Source organism: Micromonospora sp. SH-82 (assembly GCF_051132485.1).
GTDB lineage: Bacteria > Actinomycetota > Actinomycetes > Mycobacteriales > Micromonosporaceae > Micromonospora.
Genome location: NZ_CP148049.1, coordinates 5017533 through 5039503, shown reverse-complemented (window position 1 = coordinate 5039503; position 21971 = coordinate 5017533). Strand labels below are relative to the sequence as shown.

Sequence of the window (21971 nt, the reverse complement as noted above, 5' to 3'; positions counted from 1 at the left end):
GGTGTGGCATGCGCCGGGTCTGTTTCACCCTTCAGGTCAGGCCGGAGCGGATGGCGGAGTACCGGCGCCGCCACGCCGCCGTCTGGCCCGACATGCTGGTCGCGCTCAAGCAGGCGGGCTGGCACGACTACTCACTCTTCCTCCGCGACGACGGACTGCTGGTCGGCTGTCTCCTCACCGAGGACCTCGACGCCGCCCAGGCGGCCATGGAGGCGACCGAGGTCAACGCCCGGTGGCAGGCCGAGATGGCGCCGTTCTTCGCCGACCTGCCCGGTGGACGACCCGACCAGGGGTTCCGCGTCCTGACCGAGATCTTCCATCTCGAAGAGCAACTGGGGGAGCGACGATGACGGAGATCGACCCGGGTACGCGGCGGCGGGTCCTCGACGCACTGCGGGGGCAGCGCATCGAGACGCCGTCCTGGGCGTACGGCAACTCGGGTACCCGGTTCAAGGTGTTCGCGCAGCCGGGGGTGCCCCGCGACCCGTACGAGAAGGTGGCGGACGCGGCGACGGTGCACCGCTTCACCGGCGTCGCGCCGACTGTGGCGCTGCACATCCCCTGGGACCGGGTCGACGACTACGCCGCCCTGGCCGCCTACGCCGAGGAGCAGGGCGTCGGACTGGGCACGATCAACGCCAACGTGTTCCAGGACGACGCCTACCGGCTGGGGTCGGTCACCAACCCCGACCCGGCGGTACGGCGCAGGGCGATCGGGCACCTGCTGGAGTGCGTCGACGTCATGGACGTCACCGGCTCCCGGGACCTCAAACTGTGGTTCTCCGACGGCACCAACTATCCCGGGCAGGACAACGTCCGGGAACGTCAGGACCGGCTGGCGGCGGCGCTGCGGGAGACGTACGACAGGCTCACCGGCGACCAGCGGATGCTGCTGGAGTACAAGCTCTTCGAGCCCGCGTTCTACCTGACCGACGTGCCCGACTGGGGCACCGCGTACGCCCACTGCCTCGACCTGGGGGACCGGGCCCAGGTGGTGATCGACACCGGCCACCACGCGCCGGGCACCAACATCGAGTTCATAGTGGCGTTCCTGCTGCGCGCCGGGAAGCTGGGCGCGTTCGACTTCAACTCGCGGTTCTACGCCGACGACGACCTGATGGCGGGGGCGGCGGACCCGTTCCAACTGTTCCGGATCATGCACGAGATCGTCCAGGCCGACGCCCTGACCCCGTCGGCCGGCATCGCGTTCATGCTCGACCAGTGCCACAACATCGAACCGAAGGTGCAGGCGGTCATCCGGTCGGTCCTCAACGTCCAGGAGGCGACGGCGAAGGCACTGCTGGTGGACGCGGCGGCGTTGGCCGCCGCCCAGCGCAGCGGGGACGTGCTGGAGGCCAACGCCGTGCTGATGGACGCGTACCACACCGACGTCCGGCCGTTGCTGCGTGAGGAGCGGGCGGACCGGGGCCTGGACCCGGACCCGGTCGCCGCGTACAAGCGTTCCGGGCACCTCGAACGGGTCACCGGCGAGCGGGTCGGCGGACACCAGGCGGGTTGGGGTGCCTGACACCCCGGCCCGCACCCACCACGTCGACCGGATCCACGCCACCCGCGCGCCCGCGCGCACCCCGAGAACCCGGAAGGACACCATGACCAATCCCGTGGTGCGTGACCTGTTGGCCCGCAGCAACCGACTCGGTGCCGACCCGGCGAACACCAACTACGCCGGCGGCAACACCTCCGCCAAGGGCGTGCAGACCGATCCGGTGACCGGCGAACCCGCCGACCTGCTCTGGGTCAAGGGCTCCGGCGGCGACCTCGGCACCCTCACCGAGGACGGCCTGGCGGTGCTCCGGCTGGACCGGCTCCGCAGCCTCGTCGACGTCTACCCCGGGGTGGAGCGTGAGGACGAGATGGTCACCGCCTTCGACTACTGCCTGCACGGGCGCGGTGGGGCGGCACCCTCCATCGACACCGCGATGCACTGTCTGGTCGACGTGCCGCACGTCGACCACCTGCACCCCGACTCGGGCATCGCGATCGCCACCGCCGCGGACGGACCCGAGCTGACCGTCAAGATCTTCGGCGACCGGGTGCTCTGGGTGCCGTGGCGTCGCCCCGGGTTCCAACTGGGCCTCGACATCGCCGCGGTGCAACGGGACAACCCGCAGGCCATCGGCGTCATCCTGGGCGGGCACGGCATCACCGCCTGGGGTGCGACGAGCGACGAGTGCGAGGCCAACTCCCGGGAGATCATCGCCGGCGCGGCCCGGTACCTCGCCGAACACGGCCGGGCCGAGCCGTTCGGCAGCCTGGCGATCCCGCCGCTGCCCGCCTCGGACCGGCGGGCCCGCGCCGCCGTACTCCTTCCGATCCTGCGCGGTCTGGCCTCCACCGACCGGGCGCAGGTGGCCCACTACACCGACGACGAGGTGGTGCTCGACTTCGTCGGCCGGGAGCGGATGGCGGAGTTGGCCGCCCTCGGCACCTCCTGCCCGGACCACTTCCTGCGCACCAAGGTCCGCCCGATGGTGCTCGACCTGCCGCCCACCGCAGGACTTTCGGAGACCGTCGCCCGGCTCAGGGACCTGCACGCCGCCTACCGCGACGACTACCGCGCCTACCACCAGCGGCACGCCGAGCCGGACAGCCCGCCCCTGCGGGGTGCCGACCCCGCCGTCGTGCTGGTGCCCGGCGTCGGCATGTTCAGCTTCGGCGCCGACAAGCAGACCGCGCGGGTCGCCGGGGAGTTCTACGTCAACGCCGTCAACGTGATGCGCGGCGCCGAGTCGGTGTCCACCTACGCCCCGATCGACGAGGCGGAGAAGTTCCGCATCGAGTACTGGGCGCTGGAGGAGGCCAAGCTTCGGCGCAGACCGAAGCCCAAGCCCCTGGCCACCCGGATCGCCCTGGTCACCGGTGCCGGCTCCGGCATCGGCCGGGCGGTCGCCCACCGGCTCGCCGCCGAGGGCGCGTGCGTCGTGGTCACCGACCGGGACGCCCACGCCGCCGAGACCGTCGCCGCCGAGATCGGTGGCCCGGACACCGCCGTCGCCGTCGCGCTCGACGTCACCGACGAGGACCGGGTCGCCGCCGCCGTCCAGGCCGCTGTGCTCGCCTTCGGCGGCGTCGACCTGGTGGTCAACAACGCCGGCCTGTCACTGTCGAAGTCGCTGCTGGACACCACCGTCCACGACTGGGACCTGCAACACGACGTGATGGCCAGGGGGTCGTTCCTGGTCGCCCGGGAGACCGCCCGGGTCCTCGTGGCCCAGGGCATGGGCGGCGACGTCGTCTACATCGCCAGCAAGAACGCGGTCTTCGCCGGCCCCAACAACGTCGCGTACGGTGCGGCGAAGGCCGACCAGGCCCACCAGGTACGGCTGCTCGCCGCCGAACTGGGCGCGCACGGCATCCGGGTCAACGGCGTCAACCCCGACGGGGTGGTCCGGGGCTCCGGGATCTTCGCCGGCGGTTGGGGTGCCGACCGGGCCGCCGTGTACGGCGTACCGGAGGAGAAGCTCGGCGAGTTCTACGCCCAACGGACACTGCTCAAGCGGGAGGTGCTGCCGGAGCACATCGCCAACGCGGTCTTCGTGCTCACCGCCGGCGACCTGTCGCACACCACCGGACTGCACATCCCGGTCGACGCCGGCGTACCCGCCGCCTTCCTGCGGTGACGGCGCGGCAGGCGGACGTCGCGGCCGTCGACCTCGGGGCGGCCAGCGGCCGGGTGGTCAGTGGACGGGTCGGCCCGGACACCCTCCGGGTGACGGTGGCCCACCGGTTCGCCAACGAGCCGGTGCGGGTCGGCGGGACGCTGCACTGGGACGTCCTGGGCATCTTCCGCGAGGTCCTGGCCGGGCTCCGCGCGGCCGGACCCGTGGCCGGTGTCGGCGTCGACTCCTGGGCTGTCGACTACGGACTGCTCGACGCCGCCGGTGCGCTGCTGGGCAACCCGGTGCACTACCGGGACACCCGCACCGACGGGGTCCTGGAGCGGGTGACGCGACGGCTCGGCGCCGAGCGTCTCTACGCCACCACCGGGCTGGCGCAGCTGCCCTTCAACACCCTCTACCAACTCGCGGCCGCCGCCGGCACCCCGCAACTCGCCGTCGCCGACCGGCTGCTCATGATCCCGGATCTGATCACCTACTGGCTCACCGGGCGGATCGGGGCCGAGGTCACCAACGCCTCCACCACCCAGCTGTACGACCTGAACACCCGCGCCTGGGCGGACGACCTGATCGCCGACGCCGGCATACCCCGGCGGCTCCTCCCACCGCTGCGCGAGCCCGGGACGCTGGTCGGACCGGCCCTGCCCGAGCTGGACCTGCCCGGTTCGCCGCAGGTGGTGGCCGTCGGGTCCCACGACACCGCCTCGGCAGTGGTCGCCGTACCGGCCGACGGCGACCACTTCGCCTACATCTCCTGCGGCACCTGGTCGCTGGTCGGCGTCGAACTGGACCGACCCGTGCTCACCGAGGCCGGTCGACAGGCGAACTTCACCAACGAGGGCGGCGTCGACGGCACCATCCGCTACCTGCGCAACGTGACGGGGCTGTGGCCGTTGCAGGAGTGCCTGCGCAGCTGGGGTGACCCCGACCTGTCGGACCTGCTCGCCGCCGCCGCCCGGGAACCCGGGTTCCGCAGCGTCGTCGACATCGACGACCCGTCGTTCCTGCCGCCGGGCGGGATGCCCACCCGGGTCGCCGACGCGTGCCGCCGCACCGGGCAACCGGTGCCACAGTCACCGGCCGCCGTCGTCCGCTGCATCGTCGACAGCCTGGCGATCGCCCACCGTCACGCGGTCCACCGGGTGCAGGACCTCACCGGCCGCCACGTGGACGCGGTGCACATCGTCGGCGGCGGAGCCCGCAACACCCTGCTCTGCCAGCTCACCGCGGACGCCTGTGGGCTGCCGGTACTCGCCGGACCGGTCGAGGCCACCGCGATCGGCAACGTGCTGGTGCAGGCCCGCGCGGTCGGTACGGTCGACGGTGACCTGGCTGCGCTGCGGCGCCTGGTGCGGCAGACTCAGCCGATCGTGCGCTACCAACCCGACCGGGGTTCCGTGGCGGCACGGTCGATCGCTGTGCGGGCGGAGGTGTGACGTGCGGATCGCGTTGTTCGTGACCTGCCTGGCGGACACCGTGTTCCCCGAGGCGGCCAAGGCGACGGTCCGGCTGTTGGAACGTCTGGGACACGAGGTCGACTTCCCCGAGGGACAGACCTGCTGCGGGCAGATGCACGTCAACACCGGTTACCAGCGGGAGGCGTTGCCCCTGGTGCGCCGGTACGCGCGGGTGTTCGACCCGTACGACGTGATCGTGACGCCGTCGGGGTCGTGCGCCGGGGCGGTGCGCCACCAGCACGCGACGGTGGCCCGGCGGGCGGGTGACCAGCGGTTGGCGTCCCGGGCCGAGTCGGTGGCCGGGCGGACGTACGAGCTGTCGGAGCTGCTGGTGGACGTGCTCGGGGTGACCGACGTCGGTGCCTACTTTGCGCACCGGGTGACCTACCACCCGACGTGTCACTCCCTGCGGATGCTGCGGGTGGGGGACCGGCCGCTGCGACTGTTGCGCAGGGTACGCGGACTCGACCTGGTCGAGTTGCCGGCGGCCGACCAGTGCTGTGGGTTCGGGGGGACCTTCGCGGTGAAGAACGCCGACACGTCGACGGCGATGCTGGCGGACAAGATGCGTCACGTCCTCTCCACCGGCGCGGACGTCTGCACGGCGGGGGACGTGTCGTGCCTGATGCACATCGGCGGCGGGTTGTCCCGGCTGCGGACCGGGGTGCGGACCGTGCACCTGGCGGAGATCCTGGCGTCGACCGAGCAGGGCGGCGTCGTCGACGAACGGAGTGACCCGGTGGTGCGGTCGTGACCCGGACCTTCCTCGGCATGCCGGCCACCGCCCCCGCCGGGGTGGGGCACCTGCGGGGCACGCAGCCGTTCCCGGACGCCGCGCGGCAGGCCCTCGCCGACCCGCAACTGCGCCGCAACCTGGGGCACGCCACAGCGACGATCCGCGCGAAGTCCGGTGCGGTGATCGCCGAGGTGCCGGACTGGGAACAGCTGCGGGAGGCCGGTTCGGCGATCAAGGCCGACGTCCTGGCACGCCTTCCGGAGCTGCTCGAACAACTGGAGGCGCGGGTCACGGCCGCCGGGGGAGTGGTGCACTGGGCCGCCGACGCGACGGAGGCGAACGGGATCGTCACCGACCTCGTCGCGGCCACCGGCACCGACCGGGTGATCAAGGTGAAGTCGATGGTGACCCAGGAGATCGGCCTGAACGATGCCCTCGCCGCCGCCGGGATCGGCGCTGTCGAGACCGATCTGGCCGAACTCATCGTGCAGCTCGGTGACGACCGGCCGAGCCACATCCTGGTGCCGGCGATCCACCGAAACCGGGCCGAGATCCGGGAGATCTTCCTCCGGGCGATGCCGGGGGTGGACCCGGCGTTGACCGACGAGCCGGCGGTGTTGGCGGCGGCGGCGCGTCGGTTCCTACGGGAGACGTTCCTGTCCACGCCGGTGGCGGTCTCCGGGGCGAACTTCGCCGTCGCGGAGACCGGCACCCTCGCCGTGGTGGAGTCCGAGGGCAACGGGCGGATGTGTCTGACCCTGCCGGAGACGCTGATCACCGTGATGGGTGTGGAGAAGGTGGTGCCGACCTGGCGCGACCTGGAGGTGTTCCTGCAACTGCTGCCCCGGGCGTCGACGGGGGAGCGGATGAACCCGTACACCTCGATGTGGACGGGCGTGACCCCGGGCGACGGGCCGCAGGCGTTCCACCTGGTGCTGCTCGACAACGGGCGCAGCGCCGTCCTCGCCGACGAGGTGGGTCGGTCGGCGCTGCACTGCATCCGCTGCTCGGCCTGCCTGAACGTCTGCCCGGTGTACGAGCGCACCGGCGGGCACTCCTACGGGTCGGTGTACCCGGGTCCAATCGGGGCGGTGCTCTCCCCGCAGCTGACCGGGGTCGCCGACAACGCCTCCCTGCCCTACGCCTCGTCGCTCTGCGGGGCCTGCTTCGACGCCTGCCCCGTGAAGATCAACATCCCGGACCTCCTGGTGCACCTCCGGGACCGGGCACCCCACCCGCGCGCGGAGGCCACGGCGATGGCCGCCGCCGCGTACACGATGGACCACCCCGCCCTGTACGCGGCCGCCCAGCGCGCCGCCCGGTCGAGTCGGCTCCTCGGCCGACGCGGCCGCGGCCTGCCACCGCCGCTGTCCGGCTGGACCACCAGCCGTGACCTGCCCGATCCTCCTGCGGAGACGTTCCGGGAATGGTGGTCGAAACGATGAACAGCCGGGAGACGGTCCTCGGCAGGCTGCGCGCCGCCGTCGGCGAGCCCGGGGCGCCCGTCCGGGTCCCACGCGACTACCGACGGGAGGCACCGCCCGACGTCGACCTGCTGGTGGACCGGCTGACCGACTATCGCGCCCGGGTGCACCGCGTGCCGGAGGCGCTGGTCGCCGACACGATCGCCGACATCCTGCCGGCGTCCGCGACGGTCGTCGTCCCACCGGGCCTGCCACCGGCCTGGCTGCCACCGACGGTGACCGCGCTGCCCGACGACGGGCTCGACGACACCCGGATCGCCGCCACCGACGGCGTCGTCACCGCCGCCGCCGTCGCCATCGCCGAGACCGGCACCGTCGTCCTGGACGGCTCGGCCGACCAGGGACGCCGGGTCATCACCCTCCTGCCGGACCTGCACATCTGCGTGGTCCGCGCCGCCCAGGTGGTGGCCGGGGTCCCGGAGGCGCTCACCCGACTCACCCCGTACCGGCCACTGACCTGGATCAGCGGACCGTCGGCCACCAGCGACATCGAACTCGACCGGGTCGAGGGCGTGCACGGCCCCCGTACCCTGCACGTCGTCCTGCTGCCCTGACCGCCGGAGACACCGCGACGCGGTGGACCGTGTCTCCCGGAACCGGCGTCAGTCGCGGTCGCGACGCCGGACGGACGTGCTCTCCCGCAGCACCACCTCGGTGGGGATCCGGATGACGCCTGCGGCCCCGTCGTCGAGCGCTACCCGCATCGCGGTCAGTCCCACCTCCCGCAGCGGTACGCGGACCGTCGTCAGAGCCGGTACGACGTCGACCGCCGACCCGATGTCGTCGAACCCGGCGACCCCGACGTCCGTGCCCGGAGTGAGCCCGGCGTCGCGGAAGGCGGTCATCGCGCCGATGGCCATCACGTCGTTGACGGCGAAGACGACGTCGATCTCCTCGACCCCCCGCTGGACGAGTGCGCGGGCCCCGTCCGCGCCTCCCTCGCGGGCGAACGCGACCTCGATCGAGTGTCGCCGTTCGACTGTGAGACCGACCTCCCGCAGGCCGTCGGTGAATCCGGTACGGCGCTCGGAGGAACTGCGGATGTCGTCGGAGCCGTGGACGACGGCGAAGGTGCGGTGGCCCTGTGCCGCCAGCGCCAGTGCCAGTCGCCGCGCTCCGCCGTAGTTGTCGACGCAGAGGGTGTCGAAGGGAAGGTCCTGCTGGCTGATCACCGCGATCCGGCCGCCGGCCGTGCAGTAGGCGGTCAACTCGTCGACGAGTTCGGCGCGGGTGTCGACGCTGGCGATGCGACTGCCGGCGATGACGATCGCGCGGGGACGTTGGCCCCTCAGCGATCGGATGATCTGGAGTTCGAGGTCGGGGGAGCGGTCCGTGACGGCCATGGTGACGATGAGACCGGCGGCCTCGGCGGCTTCGGTGACACCGGCGGCGATGGCGGAGAAGTACGGATCGTTCACGTCGCTCACGACGAGGGCGGCGGTGCTCGTCGAACCCCTGGCGATGGCCTGCGCCGACAGGTGCGGGGAGTAGCCGAGTTGCGCGGCGGCGGCGTGCACGCGGGCGAGGTTCTCCGCGCGTACGGTGCGGTCGCTGCCGTTGAGGGCTCGGGACGCCGTGGCGTACGAGACGCCTGCCGCCCGGGCCACGTCGCGCAGGGTCGCGGGTCTGCGGCCCGTGTCCGCCCGGGTCCCGTCGTTCACGCCGACGATTGTGCCCACGGCTATCCTGGGGCGCACTGCCAGGGTCGGGCGGTGTTCCACGTGCTGTGTGGTTCGAGGGGAACTGTAGCGGTGCCGCATCCAGCAAGGCCGACCGTCACGCTCCGCGACGTGGCTGCGGTGGCCGGTGTGTCGGTGGCGACGGCCTCCCGGGTGCTCGGTGGCAGCTCGCGCACCGTCGCCCCCGAGTACGAGCGCAGGGTCCTGGCGGCCGCCGCCGAACTGCGGTACACCTCCGACATCTCGGCCCGCGCGATGCGGCGCAGGAGCGACTCGATCGCGTTGGTCGCCGACGACCTCACCACGCCGACGATCGGCATGGTGGTCGCCGCGATGGAGCGGCAGGCCCGCGCGGTGGAGTCGTTCGTCAGTGTCTCCTCCACCGGTGGCACCCCGCAGCGTCAGTACGAGACGGTACGGACGCTGTGTGCGCTACGCCCCCGGGCTCTCGTCCTGACCTCCAGCCGGTTCGAGGCCGGGGCGCTCGGCGGACGGCTCCTCGACGAGCTCCTCGCCTACGAGCAGCAGGGCGGCCGGGTGGTCGTCTTCGGCGACACCGACATGCCCTTCGACTCGATCACCGTCGACGACCGTGGCTCGGCCCGGCCCGTCGGTGTGCACCTGGCGCAGACCGGCCACCGGCGGGTGGTGATCCTCGCCGGGTCACGCGACAAGGCCAACGTCAGCGCCCGTACCTCGGGTTTCGTCGAGGGTCTGCTCTCGGGCGGGGTGGACGTGCAGGACGTACGCGTCGTCAACTGCGAGGTCAGCCGCCGGGGTGGGTTCGAGGCCACCGCCCGGCTGATCGGGGAGGGGCTCGACGGGGTCGACGCGTTCGTCGCGGCGAACGACCTCCTCGCGGTCGGGGCCCTGTCGGCGTGCCGGGCCGGTGGGATCGACGTACCCTCCCGCGTCTCGGTGACCGGGTTCGACGACATCCAGCTGGCGGTGGACGTGACGCCTCGACTGACCACTGTGGCCCTGCCCCTGGCCGGGATCGGCGCGGAGTCGATCCGGCTCGCGCTGGCCCCTCGTCCCGGTGCCGAGGTGCCCGGCCGTCTCGGTGCCGAGGTGCTCGGTGTTCCCGGTGCCGAGGTGCCCGGCCGTCTCGGTGCCGAGGTGCCCGGCCTTTCTGGTGCCGAGGCGTCCGGCTGTTCGGAGGTCGAGGTGCCCGGTCGGTCCGGGGTCGACGGGCCGCAGCGGCTGACGGTGCGGGGCAGTCTCGTGGTGCGCGACAGCACCACCGTCCGTGACCGTTGAGGTGCCCTTTCGTAGTTCCTCCAGTTCGGAGGGTGTGACCGCGCGGTAGCCCTCCGGGCCCTCGACCAGTCGTCGGAGTCGATGTCACTGTGGTGTCCGAGAAGGGTCCACGGCCATCGGGCGGAAACCCTTGACGGGTGTCTCCGTCCGATGCAGACTTCCCGGAATACGTTTTCCCGGGACGTTCCGCCCATCGATCGTGGCCATCGCAGGTCGGGGTGCGTGGAGCCCGTCGCCTGTGTGAAGGAGGGGCCTGTGACTGCTCTCGGCGAGCTTCGGCGGCTGCGGGCCGCCAAGGGTGGCCCTGGGCGGAAGCGGGAGAACCGGGCCGCCTTCCTGTTCCTGCTGCCCTGGTTCGCCGGGCTGCTGTTCATCACCGCCGGTCCGATCGCCGTGTCGTTCGTACTCGGCTTCACCGACTACAACCTGATCGAGGCGCCGGAGTTCAACGGCCTGGACAACGTCCAGCGGATGCTCGCCGACGAGCGGCTGCACCGGGCGCTCGGGGTGACCTTCACCTACGTGCTGGTCTCGGTGCCGTTGCAGCTGGCCTGCGCGTTGGGGTTGGCGCTGCTGCTGGATCGGGGCCTGCGGGGACTGTCCTTCTACCGGTCGGCCTTCTACCTGCCCTCGCTGCTCGGCTCCAGTGTGGCGATCGCCGTGCTGTGGCGGCAGATCTTCGGCGCCGAGGGCATGGTCAACCAGGTGCTGGGCCTGATCGGGGTGCAGGGTCGCGGCTGGATATCCGATCCCGACACGGCGTTGTCGACGCTGGTGGTGCTGAACGTCTGGACCTTCGGCGCCCCGATGATCATCTTCCTGGCCGGGCTGCGCCAGATCCCGACCATGTACTACGAGGCGGCATCGGTGGACGGTGCCCCGAAGTGGACACAGTTCCGCAGGATCACCCTGCCGCTGCTGTCACCGATCATCTTCTTCAACCTGGTCCTGCAGATCATCCACGCGTTCCAGTCGTTCACCCAGGCGTTCGTCGTCTCCGGCGGCAGCGGCGGGCCGTCCGACTCGACGCTGTTCTACACGCTCTACCTCTACCAGCGCGGATTCCAGAACTTCGACATGGGGTACGCCTCGGCCCTCGCCTGGCTGCTTCTGGTGATCATCGGGGCGTTCACCGCCGTCAACTTCTGGGCTGCCAAACATTGGGTCTTCTACGATGACTGATCTCGACGAACTCCCCGCCGGCCCCACCGCCCGCCCCGCCGCCCGGACGCCTCGCGCCCGGACACCTCGCCCCCGGCCGGCGGCGGTCACCGCGCGGACCGTGGCCAAGCACCTCGGCCTGATCCTGCTCGCGTTGATCATGCTCTACCCGGTGCTGTGGATGGTGGTCAGCTCGCTGCGGCCCAACGACGAGATCTTCCGCAGCCCCGGTCTCGTCCTGGACGGCCTGCAGATCCAGAACTACGGTTCGGGGTGGACGGCCCTCGCTTCGCCCTTCGGGCACTACATGATCAACTCGGCGATCGTCGTCCTCGGCGCCATCATCGGCAACCTCGTGTCCTGCTCGATGGCCGCCTACGCCTTCGCCCGGCTGGAGTTCACCGGAAAGCGCTGGTGGTTCGCGATCATGCTGGGCACGATCATGCTGCCCATCCACGTGATCATCGTGCCGCAGTACATCATGTTCTCCCAGGTCGGATGGGTGAACACCTTCCTGCCGCTGATCGTGCCGAAGCTGCTCGCCACCGACGCGTTCTTCGTCTTCCTCATGGTCCAGTTCATCCGGGGGATACCCCAGGAACTGGACGAGGCGGCCCGCATCGACGGCGCCGGACACCCCCGCATCTTCCTGTCGGTCATCCTGCCCCTGATGCTGCCGGCGCTGGCCACCACGACGATCTTCACGTTCATCTGGACCTGGAACGACTTCTTCAGCCAGCTGATCTACCTGACCGACCCCGAGATGTACACGGTCCCCGTGGCGCTGCGGTCGTTCGTCGACTCCACCGTCGCCACCTCGTGGGGCTCCATGTTCGCCATGAGCGTGGTCTCCCTGATCCCGATCTTCCTCGCCTTCCTGATCGGCCAGCGCTTCCTGATCAAGGGCATCGCCACCACGGGGATCAAGTAGCCGGCCCCTGTCCCCGCAGCTGCGTCACCGCACCCCCACCAGAAGACGCCATCACCGGAAGGACCCTCCATGCGTCACATCCCGTCCCGCCGGGCCGCGCTGGCCCTCGCGGTCTCCATGGCCGCCACGGCCGTCCTCGCCGCCTGCGGCACCGGCGGCGGCGACGCCTCGGGCGAGCTCTCCGAGGAACCGGTCACCCTCCGTTTCACCTGGTGGGGTTCCGACGCCCGCCACCAGCGCACCCAGCAGGTCATCGAGCTGTTCCAGAAGGCCCATCCGAACATCACCGTGAAGGGTGAGTTCAAGGAGTGGAACGGCTACTGGGACAGCCTCGCCACCACCGTCGCCGCCAACGACGCCCCCGACATCATCCAGATGGACGAGCTCTACCTCGCCTCCTACGCCGAGCGGGGTGCCCTGCTCGACCTCGGCACCGCGAGCAAGCACCTGTCCACCGCCGACTTCGACCCCAACGCCCTGGGCACCGGCAAGATCGACGGCAAGCAGTACGCCCTGCCGGCCGGCCTGTCCACGTACGCAATCGTGGTCAACACCGACCTGCTCGCGCAGTACAAGGTGCCCCTGCCCGACGACGCCACCTGGACCTGGGACGACCTGAAGTCCCTCGGCGCGCAGGTCTCCAAGGCCAGCGGCGGCACCGTCACCGGGGTGCAGTCGTGGGGCTTCGACGCCGGTGGGGTCAACATCTGGGCCCGCCAGGCCGAGGCCTCCCTCTACGACGCCGAGGGCAACGTCGCCATCCCGCCGCAGGTACTGGCCTCCTACTGGCAGTACCTGGCCGACCTGGCCAAGGAGAAGATCGCCCCCGCCCCGTCGGTCACCATCGAACGCGCCGGTGCGGGCCTCGACCAGTCCGGCACCGCCACCAACACCTCGGCGTTCGCCACCTGGTGGAACACCCAGCTCACCTCGCTGGCCGCCGCCAGCGGCCAGAACCTCAAGCTGCTCCGGCTGCCCGGTGAGGCGGCCAACGCCGGGGCGTACTACAAGCCCTCCATGTTCTGGTCGGTCTCGGCGCGGTCGAAGCACCCGGCGGAGGCCGCCCTCTTCGTCGACTTCCTCGCCAACGACCAGCAGGCCGCCGAGGTCCTCCTGACCGACCGGGGCGTACCGGCCAACCCGAAGATCCGCACGGCCATCACCCCGAAGCTGACGGCCACCGACAAGGCCGCCGCCGAGTTCCTCGACACCGTCACGGTCAGCGAGCCGCCCCGGGTCACCCCCAACGGGGCCAGCGGCATCGAGGGGATCCTCAAGCGGCACACCGAGGAGGTCCTGTTCGGCCGGATGACCCCGCAGCAGGCGGCCGAGAGGTTCATCGCCGAGCTGCAGGCGGAGATCGACGCGGCCTGACCCTCCGGGGGTGGGCGCCCGTCACGCGCGTCCACCCCCACCCCGCCCGACACCGGGCGCGACAGTGATCCCGGCCGAACGTGCGACAAGGAGCAGCAGGACCTCATGTCCCACCCGAGACACCGGACGGCGATCGTCGGCACCGGAGGCATCGCCACCGCCCACGCCCGGGCCCTGGGCGAGCACGACGACCGCGCCGAGCTGACAGCGGTCGTCGACGTGGACCCCGACCGGGCCCGTGACTTCGCCGCGGCCTGGGGCACGCCGAGGGTCTACCCGGACCTGACGGAACTGCTGCGCGAGGAACCCGTGGACCTCGTCCACCTCTGCACCCCACCCGCGTCGCACGCGCCGCTGGCCCTGCAGTGCCTGGCGGCCGGGGTCACCGTGCTGGTGGAGAAGCCGCCCACCCTGTCGCTCGCCGAACTCGACACCCTCGCCGCGGCCGCCGGGGAGTCCGGTGCCCACGTCGCCACGGTCTTCCAGCACCGTTTCGGCACCGGCGCCCTGCGGCTGCGGGCGATGGCCGACGCCGGGCTGCTGGGCCGTTCGCTGCTGGCCACCTGCACGACCCAGTGGTACCGCGACGACGCCTACTTCGACGTCCCCTGGCGGGGGCGCTGGGAGACCGAGGGCGGCGGCCCGACCATGGGCCACGGCATCCACCAGTTCGACCTGCTCCTGTCGGTGCTCGGGCAGTGGGAGACGGTCACCGCGATCGCCGCCCGCCGGGCCCGCCACATCGACACCGAGGACGTGTCGATGGCGTTGGTGACCTTCACCGACGGCACCGTCGCCTCCGTCGTCAACTCCGTGGTCTCCCCACGGCAGACCTCGGCCCTGCGCGTCGACTACGAGCGCGCCACCGTCGAGCTCGAACACCTCTACGGCTACCGCGACGACGACTGGACGGTGACGGCGGCACCCGGGCACGCGGAGGTCGAGACCGAGTGGGGCAGGTCGCGCTCCGAGGCGACCAGTGGGCACGCCGGGCAGCTCGCCGCCGTCTACGACGCCCTCGACGCCGGCACACCCCCGCCGGTCACCCTCGCCGACACCCGCCGGACCGTCGAGTTCATCGCCGCGCTGTACGCCTCAGCGTTCACCGGGGAACGGATCCACCGGGGGCAGATCGACTCCGGCAGCCCCTTCGCCCAGCGGATGAACGGAACGGGTACCCCATGGCAACCGGCGACCGTCCGATGAACCTCCACCTCGACCACGCCCTGGGCCGCGACGTCACGGTGTCCGCCGGTGACCTGCAGCTGTTCACCTACACCTACCGGCCCGACACGGTACGCCTGGAGTCGCCGAAGCCGTACCTGCACCCGATCCGCACCCTGGCCGGTGACGTCGTGTCCTTGTTGCGGCCGCACGACCACGTCTGGCACAAGGGCATCGCGTGGTCACTGCCGCACGTCGGGGAGCACAACTTCTGGGGCGGCCCGACGTACGTGCACGGCAGCTCCTACGTACAGCTGGAGAACAACGGCAGCGCGGTGCACCGGGAGATGACGCAGCTGTCGGTGGCCGGCGGGCGGGTGGAGATCGCCCACCGGTTGGACTGGATCTCCCAGGACGGCCGGGCGGTCATCGACGAGCACCGTGCCCTCGGCGTCACGGTCCTGGACGACGCCAGCTGGGTGCTGGTCTTCGAGACGACGATGACGAACGTGTCCGGCGCGACACTGGACATCGGTTCTCCGACCACCAAGGGTCGGGAGAACGCCGGATACGGCGGCCTGTTCTGGCGCGGACCCCGGTCGTTCACCGGCGGTACGGTCCAGTCACCGGCCGGGACCGGCGCCGACGACCTTCGCGGCACCCGGGCCGACTGGTTCGCCTTCCGGGGTCGCCACGACGAGACCGGGCGTTCGTCGACGATCGTGATGGTCGACGACACGGCCAACCCGCACCATCCTCCACAGTGGTTCACCCGCAGCGAGGAGTTCGCCTGCCTCTGCCCGGCCCCCTTCTTCAGCGAGGAGTTCGCGCTCGGGGCGGGGGACCGGGTCACCTTCCGGTACGCCGTCCTCGTCGCCTCCGGTGACCACGGCGACGACGGCACCGCCGCCCTGGCCGACCGGGCGCGTGCCGTCCTGACCCGTCCCCGGACGGCGTCACCGGTGTGGGGCGTGGTGGCATGAGCCTGCCGGAGTTCCCCGGCGGCACCTCCGTGACCCGGCTCTCGGTGTACTCGGGCCGGTGCGCGGACGGGCTGGCCGGAGGCACCCCGCACCTGCACACCGCCTCCACGGAGGCCTACGTGGTGATCAACGGTACGGGTGCCCTGCAGACCCTGGACGCCTCGGGGTTCCGGGAGACCCCCCTGCGGGCGGGGTCGACCGTGTGGTTCACCCCGGGCACCGTCCACCGGGCGGTCAACCACGGCGACCTGCAGGTCGTGGTGGTGATGCAGAACGCGGGCCTGCCGGAGGCCGGTGATGCGGTGATGACCTTCCCGCCCGAGGTGGTGGCCGACCCGGCCCGGTACGCGGCGGCGGCCACCCTGCCCTCCGGGGCGGGCCCCGACGAGCTCGACGCGGCGGTACGACAGCGCCGGGACCTGGCCCTGGACGGATTCCTGCGTCTGGTGGGCAGTGCCCGCCAGGGCGACCTCGCGCCCCTGCACGACCTGTACCGCAGCGCCGTCGCCCTGGTGCGCCCCCGGGTGGGAAACTGGCGGGAACTCTGGCGGGAGGCCGTCGAGCGGCAGGTCCGGCACACCGGGGAGATCCTCGATGCGTTGGAGGCCGGCGACGGCAGCCACCTGGGGCGGTCGGTGCTGCTCGAGTCCCCGCCGAGCGACCCGCCCCGGTGGGGCATGTGCGGTCGCCTGCTCACCCACGACGTCTCCCGCCCGGTGGGCCCGTGACGGGCTCGGGCGACGGCGTGGAGAAGACCCTTCATTGCGCAGTCGGAAGGGACAACCCCTGTTCGGGCCCTTTGGAACTGCCCCGTCCCTAAGACCGCACCCCCCCCGCCTCACCGCCCCCCGCGTCACGGTCCCCCCGCCTCACCGCCCTCCCGCCTCCCCGCCCTCCCTCCTCACCGGGTTGATCAAGGGATTTGCGTCACCGATCCGGCTGCTGGTGACCCAAACCCCTTGATCAACGCCGCCAGGCGAGGTGGTCCGGCTGCGGGCGGCGCGCGGGCGGACCACCTCGCTGTGAGCGGGCCGTGCCTTGGCGGCGCGCGGGCGTGTCTTGGCTGTGTGCGGGCGTGTCTTGGCTGTGTGCGGGCGTGCCCCGGTTGTGCGGGCGGTTCCACAGGGGTGACCGGGGTCGGGGGTGCGGCCGGGAGTGGGGGTGGCGGGTGTCGGGCAGCTCGGAATGCGTTCTCCATGCGGGCGTGTCGGCCGGCACCGGTCCGACAGGAGGGCGAACAGGTCGTCCGGGAATCGGCGGCACCCTCGTCGAGCTGCCCTGACGTGCGGTGCCGCACCGGTGGGCCACCCGTGCCGCCGGCGGTGGGTGGTGTCGGTCGAGGGTGGGGTCGGGTTGTGGCACTGCGGCGGTGGTCGATCCGCTGACCGGTCCGGCCCTCCGCCGGTGGCGTGTGGGTGTCGAGGGCCGTCCGGTGGGTCCCGTTCTGCATCGATTTTATCGACGCTCATCGTTGTCCTTGTCGTATCGATGTGATGGAATACGTTTTCCGAAGGTCTCGGAAGCCACCCGTCCCGTCCGAGGTCCCCAGTCGTCCCCCGGTCCTGTGGCAGACCGGTGACGAACCCCGTCCGACCCCCCATCCACCGGACCGCCGCCGAGGAGCACGCCGATGCGCCCCGTACCGCTGCCCACACCACGTCCCCCCGCACGCCTGCGCCGCCGACTCAGCCTCCTGGTCTCCGTGGCCATGGTCGCCGCCTGCGGGTTGGTGGCCATGGTCGGAGCACCCGCCCAGGCGGCCGACACCATCTACTACGTCGACGCCGTGGCCGGACTCGACACCAACACCGGTCGCAGCGAGGCCCAGCCCTGGAAGAGCCTCAACAAGGTCAACTCGACGACCTTCGGAGCCGGTGACCGGATCCTGTTGAAGGCCGGCAGCAGGTGGACCGGTCAGCTCTGGCCCAAGGGCTCGGGTGCCGCCGGTTCGCCGGTCGTCATCGACTCCTACGGCAGCGGGAACAAGCCCCGCATCGACGGGGCCGGTGCCGTGGGCGACGCGGTACGCCTGTTCAACCAGGAGTACTGGACGATCCGCAACATCGAGGTGACCAACACGGTGGCCCCGACCTCGACCCCCGGCGCCAACCTGCGCGACCTGCGGGGCATCCACGTCAGCGGCGACAACAGCCAGACCCTCGACGGGTTCGTGATCGACGCCGTCTACGTGCACGACGTCACCGGTCAGGTCAACTGGATCGGCGGCAGCACCGCCGACAACGCCCCCGGGATCACCTTCCAGACCGGGTGGGACGCCTCGAAGAAGACCGGCGGCATCGTCATCGACACGACGGTGCGCGACATCGCCGCACCCCCCACCACCCCGACGATCATCAACGACGTGGTGATCCAGAACTCCCGGATCGCCAACACCTCCTTCGCCGGCATCACTGTCAAGCAGTACACCGGGTCCGACCCGGGTGCGGTGGCCACCGGCTGGGGCACCCGCGCCAACGCCGGTGACCCGAAGTTCAGGCCCCACACCAACGTCGTGATCCGCGACAACCACATCACCCAGGCGGGCACCGCGTACGGCTGCAACGGCATCTACCTGACCGACGTGCGCGGCGGGGTCATCGAACGCAACGTCGTCGACCGGGCCGGGACCTCCGGCATCGAGACCTACTTCGCCGACAACGTGAAGATCCAGTTCAACGAGGTCTTCGGAACCTCCAAGAAGGCGGGTGGGGCGGACTCCAACGGCATCGACGCCGACAAGGGGACCACCGCTCAGGTGATCCAGTACAACTACGTGCACCACAACGGCGACGGGATCCTGCTCTGCCAGTTCGCCTTCGGCGACGTCGCGGTCCGGTACAACGTGATCACCAGCAACACCCGCTACCAGATCTACCTGCACTCCGACGTGGCGGCGAACGCGAACATCTACAACAACACCATCTACAACGACGCGAGCGGCTACCTCATCTACGGCTACGGCAGTTCGCTGAGTTCCCGGTACGCCATCACCAACAACATCCTCTACAGCACCAGGGCGAACGCGACACTGACCACCAGCCCCACCATCACGTACCACCGGAACCTGTACGGCGGGGCGACGCTCCCGGTGCCGGCCGGCGACACCGTGGCGAGGGTCGGCGACCCGCGCTTCGTCTCGGCGCCGATCGACGCACCCTCCGGCACCCCGACCACCGGACCGGCCCTGGCCGCCGCCCACGAACTCCGGGTTGCCACCGGCTCCCCGGCCGTCGACGCGGGCGTCACCATCGGGGGCAACGGTGGACGCGACTACGCGGGGAACCCCCTCTACAACGGTGCCCCCGACATCGGCGCCTTCGAGCAGCCCGGCGGGACCGTGCCGCCCGACGTCACGCGGCACACCTTCGACGCCCTGCCCACCGGGAACCTGGCGAGCGGGACCAACGGGCTGGCCGTCAGCGCGGCGGGGGGATCGGTCGCGGTGGTCGAGGTGCCGAGCGCATCGGACAAGAGCGTGCGGCTGACCCGTACGACGAACAGCGGCAGTACGAGCCTCTCCCAGACCTTCGCCACCCCACTCGTGGGCACTGTGACGGTGGAGGCCGACGTCATGCGCCAGACGGCGTACGTCTCCGGCAACGACCACTTCGCCATCCCCTACGTACGGGGTGCCGACGGGCTCAACGCCGTCAGCCTGGCGATGACGAGGAACACCATCCGGGCGTACTCCGGGTCGACCCTGGTCACCGTCGGGTCGTACGCGCCTGGTCGTTGGTACAACCTCCGAATGGTGATCAGCACCGCGAGTCAGACCTTCGACCTCTACCTCGACGGGGTGCGGGTCCTCGACGACAGCAGGTTCCGCAACCCCCTGGCCGGAGTCGCCCAGATCGACTTCTACGCCAACAGCTCCAATTACGGCAGTGTCGTCGTCGACGACATCCGTACCTCGGTGTCGGCCGGCTGACCGGCACCACGGAGACCCCGTCGCCGGGTACGCGGGCAGGTCCCGGGCTGCGCCTCACCGCCGGTACGGGTCGGTGATCTCCTTCGGGCGCAGCGCCGGGGCGGCGAGATCGCGGAGCGTCGCAGACGCGACGTAGACCCTGCCTCGCGTCTCGCCGCGCTGTTCGAGCAGGTCCGCCCGGACCAGGGCGCGAAGGTCGCGGGTCGCCTGGTCGTCGGTGAGGTTCTCGTCGCGCTGATAGACGGTTCGTCGAACTCGGCCGCCGGTAGCGGCCAGGTGCAGGGCGCTGACCACCCGCTCCGGCAGCCCGTGACGCCGGACCCAGGTGTCGAGCAGTTCCCAGAGACGGGCGGCCTGGTCGATGCGTTGTCGGACCAGTTGGGCCTGCTGGTGGTGGGCGCTGAGGCAGAACCGGATCCACCTGCCGGTGTCGTTCCCGGGCTGCCAGTGTCGACCGCCGACCTCACCGAGCGCGTCGTAGTAGGCGTACGTGTTCCGGCCGACGCCGAGCCACTCCTCGATCGAGGAGAACTCCGGGGCGAGTACACCGTCGCGGGCCAGTACGAGGGTGTGGAGGCAGCGGGACATTCGACCGTTGCCGTCCCGCCAGGGGTGGATCTTGACGAGGTTGAGGTGGGCCATCGAGGCCCGGACGAGCAGGGGTGTCTCCGGTTCGCCGTCGGCCAGCCAGTCGATCAGCTCGGAGATCAGGGACGGAACGTCGTCCGCGTCCGGCCCGGTGTAGACACGTCGGCCGGTGTGCGCCTCGTCGATGTGGATGTCTCCCGGACGGAAGCGCCCCGGCCATCTGGCGAGGTCGTGCCGAAGCATCATGAAGTGCAGCGCGTTGATCAACATGTGTTGCCAGGTGAACTCACGCGAGCGGGCGAGTTGTTGTACGTAGGTCAGGGCGTCGCGGTAGCCGGTGATGACCTCCCACGTCTGCGGGTTCGTCTCCACCGGTTCGTCTCCGGCGACGGCTGCGGCTGCATCGTCGAGGGACACCTGGTAACCCTCGATCGAGTTCGAGCCCTGGATGGCGTGGGCGATCAGGGTGCGTCGGAGTTGTCCCGTCCAGCGATGCGGCTCGGCGAGCTGGTATCGCAGGTCGTCCCGCATGGTGTCGAGTTCGCCGAGCACGCGCTCGTCGTCGTCGGCGAGCGTGGGAGTCTGGTACAGCATCCACCAATCCTATAATGATTTCCGCATGATCCCGAGATGATTCCGGCATCACCCCTGGGTGGCAGGGCGGCGTCACCGACCGATCGCGCCTGCGGCGTCGGCCGTCGGCGTATCGCTGGGTGGAACGATCCGATTGCCGCCACCGTCGAGGTACTCGACCCTTGTGCCGGTGACTGAGCTTCTCCCGAGCATCGATTCGTTCGCCGTGGCTGCTGCTGCCGACCGTCTCCGGGTCGCCGCCTCGGAGCGTCGGCCCACCCGACCGGTACGGGACCTGATCGGTGCCGACGACGTCGTCGCGGCGTACGCCGTCCAGCGGAGGTTGGCGGCCGAACGCGTCGCCGCCGGTGCGACCCTCGTCGGGCGCAAGATCGGGCTGACGTCCGAGGCGGTGCAGCGGCAGCTCGGTGTGGACAGCCCGGACTTCGGGCTGCTCTTCGACGACATGGCGTACGAGGACGGCGAGACGGTGCCGTACGACGCCGTCCTGCAGCCCCGTGTCGAGGCCGAGATCGCGTTCGTGCTCAAGGACGACCTGGCCGACGGCCCCCTCGACGGTCCTCAGGTGCGCCGCGCGACGGAGTGCGCGGCACCGGCGATCGAGATCTGCGGCAGTCGTGTCCAGGACTGGGACATCACCTTCGGCGACACCGTCGCCGACAACGCCTCGGCCGGGGCGTTCGTGCTCGGCCCGCTGCGCCGGCCGCTCGACCTGTTCGAGCCGAGGGAGGTCGGCATGCAGATGGCGGTCAACGGAAGCGTCGTCTCCACCGGCGACGGCGCGGCCTGCCTGGGTGATCCGATCGAGGCGGTCGTCTGGCTGGCGCGTCAGGCCCGTGAACTCGGCGATCCGCTGCGAGGGGGGCAGGTGGTCCTCTCCGGGGCGCTGGGGCCGATGCGGCCGGTCCGCCCCGGCGACTCGGTGACCGCCACGTTGACGGGACTCGGTCGGGTCTCGGTCACCTTCGGCCAGTAGGGCTGCGTGCGTGGCAGC

The 21971-nt window shown here is 71.0% G+C and carries 18 protein-coding genes; 16 read left to right on the top strand and 2 right to left on the bottom strand.

The window, feature by feature from the left end; all coding sequences use genetic code 11:
- Positions 1-8 precede the first annotated feature (8 nt).
- The 7 genes from WHN02_RS22075 to WHN02_RS22045 all read left to right on the top strand — a co-directional run bounded on the left by WHN02_RS22075 (position 9) and on the right by WHN02_RS22045 (position 7869).
- Positions 9-350 carry an L-rhamnose mutarotase gene (locus WHN02_RS22075; protein ID WP_434740612.1) on the top strand — a complete coding sequence of 114 codons (342 nt, stop codon included), beginning with the start codon at positions 9-11 and terminating at the stop codon, positions 348-350.
- Positions 347-1528: an L-rhamnose isomerase gene (rhaI, locus tag WHN02_RS22070; protein ID WP_434740611.1), complete on the top strand. Its 1182-nt coding sequence runs from the start codon at positions 347-349 to the stop codon at positions 1526-1528. Before WHN02_RS22075 ends, rhaI begins: the two co-directional genes overlap by 4 nt.
- Positions 1529-1610: 82 nt before the next feature.
- Positions 1611-3641, top strand: a complete 2031-nt coding sequence (locus WHN02_RS22065; protein ID WP_434740610.1) for a bifunctional aldolase/short-chain dehydrogenase — start codon at positions 1611-1613, stop codon at positions 3639-3641.
- Positions 3638-5074: a rhamnulokinase gene (locus WHN02_RS22060; RefSeq protein ID WP_434740609.1), complete on the top strand. Its 1437-nt coding sequence runs from the start codon at positions 3638-3640 to the stop codon at positions 5072-5074. The genes WHN02_RS22065 and WHN02_RS22060 overlap by 4 nt, the downstream gene beginning before the upstream one ends.
- A 1-nt stretch (position 5075) precedes the next feature.
- Positions 5076-5849, top strand: a complete 774-nt coding sequence (locus WHN02_RS22055; protein ID WP_434740608.1) for a (Fe-S)-binding protein — start codon at positions 5076-5078, stop codon at positions 5847-5849.
- Between the two features lie 17 nt (positions 5850-5866).
- On the top strand, positions 5867-7276 hold the full coding sequence (locus WHN02_RS22050) for a lactate utilization protein B (RefSeq protein WP_434744027.1): 1410 nt from the start codon (positions 5867-5869) through the stop codon (positions 7274-7276).
- Positions 7273-7869: a LutC/YkgG family protein gene (locus WHN02_RS22045; protein WP_434740607.1), complete on the top strand. Its 597-nt coding sequence runs from the start codon at positions 7273-7275 to the stop codon at positions 7867-7869. Before WHN02_RS22050 ends, WHN02_RS22045 begins: the two co-directional genes overlap by 4 nt.
- A gap of 48 nt (positions 7870-7917) precedes the next feature.
- Here WHN02_RS22045 and WHN02_RS22040 read toward each other — a convergent pair whose 3' ends face one another.
- A complete protein-coding gene (locus tag WHN02_RS22040; RefSeq protein WP_434740606.1) occupies positions 7918-8976 on the bottom strand; it encodes a LacI family DNA-binding transcriptional regulator in 1059 nt (352 codons plus the stop codon).
- 129 nt (positions 8977-9105) lie between these two features.
- Here WHN02_RS22040 and WHN02_RS22035 point away from each other — a divergent pair, with 129 nt between their 5' ends.
- The 8 genes from WHN02_RS22035 to WHN02_RS22000 all read left to right on the top strand — a co-directional run bounded on the left by WHN02_RS22035 (position 9106) and on the right by WHN02_RS22000 (position 19795).
- The gene (locus WHN02_RS22035) at positions 9106-10254 is read left to right on the top strand and encodes a LacI family DNA-binding transcriptional regulator (protein WP_434740605.1); all 1149 of its coding nucleotides are present in this window, start codon (positions 9106-9108) and stop codon (positions 10252-10254) included.
- Positions 10255-10509: 255 nt separating this feature from the next.
- Entirely contained in the window at positions 10510-11436 is a 927-nt protein-coding gene (locus WHN02_RS22030; protein ID WP_434740604.1) for a carbohydrate ABC transporter permease, read from the top strand.
- On the top strand, positions 11429-12346 hold the full coding sequence (locus WHN02_RS22025; protein ID WP_434740603.1) for a carbohydrate ABC transporter permease: 918 nt from the start codon (positions 11429-11431) through the stop codon (positions 12344-12346). Before WHN02_RS22030 ends, WHN02_RS22025 begins: the two co-directional genes overlap by 8 nt.
- A gap of 69 nt (positions 12347-12415) precedes the next feature.
- Positions 12416-13720, top strand: coding sequence for an ABC transporter substrate-binding protein (locus tag WHN02_RS22020; RefSeq protein ID WP_434740602.1), 1305 nt, complete (start codon positions 12416-12418; stop codon positions 13718-13720).
- Positions 13721-13825: 105 nt separating this feature from the next.
- Positions 13826-14926 carry a Gfo/Idh/MocA family protein gene (locus tag WHN02_RS22015; RefSeq protein WP_434740601.1) on the top strand — a complete coding sequence of 367 codons (1101 nt, stop codon included), beginning with the start codon at positions 13826-13828 and terminating at the stop codon, positions 14924-14926.
- The gene (locus WHN02_RS22010) at positions 14902-15867 is read left to right on the top strand and encodes a PmoA family protein (RefSeq protein WP_434740600.1); all 966 of its coding nucleotides are present in this window, start codon (positions 14902-14904) and stop codon (positions 15865-15867) included. Before WHN02_RS22015 ends, WHN02_RS22010 begins: the two co-directional genes overlap by 25 nt.
- Complete coding sequence (locus tag WHN02_RS22005; RefSeq protein ID WP_434740599.1) at positions 15864-16595, top strand: cupin domain-containing protein; 732 nt, start codon at positions 15864-15866, stop codon at positions 16593-16595. Before WHN02_RS22010 ends, WHN02_RS22005 begins: the two co-directional genes overlap by 4 nt.
- A gap of 902 nt (positions 16596-17497) precedes the next feature.
- On the top strand, positions 17498-19795 hold the full coding sequence (locus WHN02_RS22000; protein ID WP_434740598.1) for a right-handed parallel beta-helix repeat-containing protein: 2298 nt from the start codon (positions 17498-17500) through the stop codon (positions 19793-19795).
- Positions 19796-19849: 54 nt separating this feature from the next.
- On the opposite strand, the gene WHN02_RS21995 is transcribed toward WHN02_RS22000, so the two are convergent.
- Entirely contained in the window at positions 19850-20977 is a 1128-nt protein-coding gene (locus tag WHN02_RS21995; protein WP_434740597.1) for a Fic family protein, read from the bottom strand.
- A gap of 169 nt (positions 20978-21146) precedes the next feature.
- Here WHN02_RS21995 and WHN02_RS21990 point away from each other — a divergent pair, with 169 nt between their 5' ends.
- Positions 21147-21953, top strand: a complete 807-nt coding sequence (locus WHN02_RS21990; RefSeq protein ID WP_434740596.1) for a 2-keto-4-pentenoate hydratase — start codon at positions 21147-21149, stop codon at positions 21951-21953.
- Positions 21954-21971 lie beyond the last annotated feature (18 nt).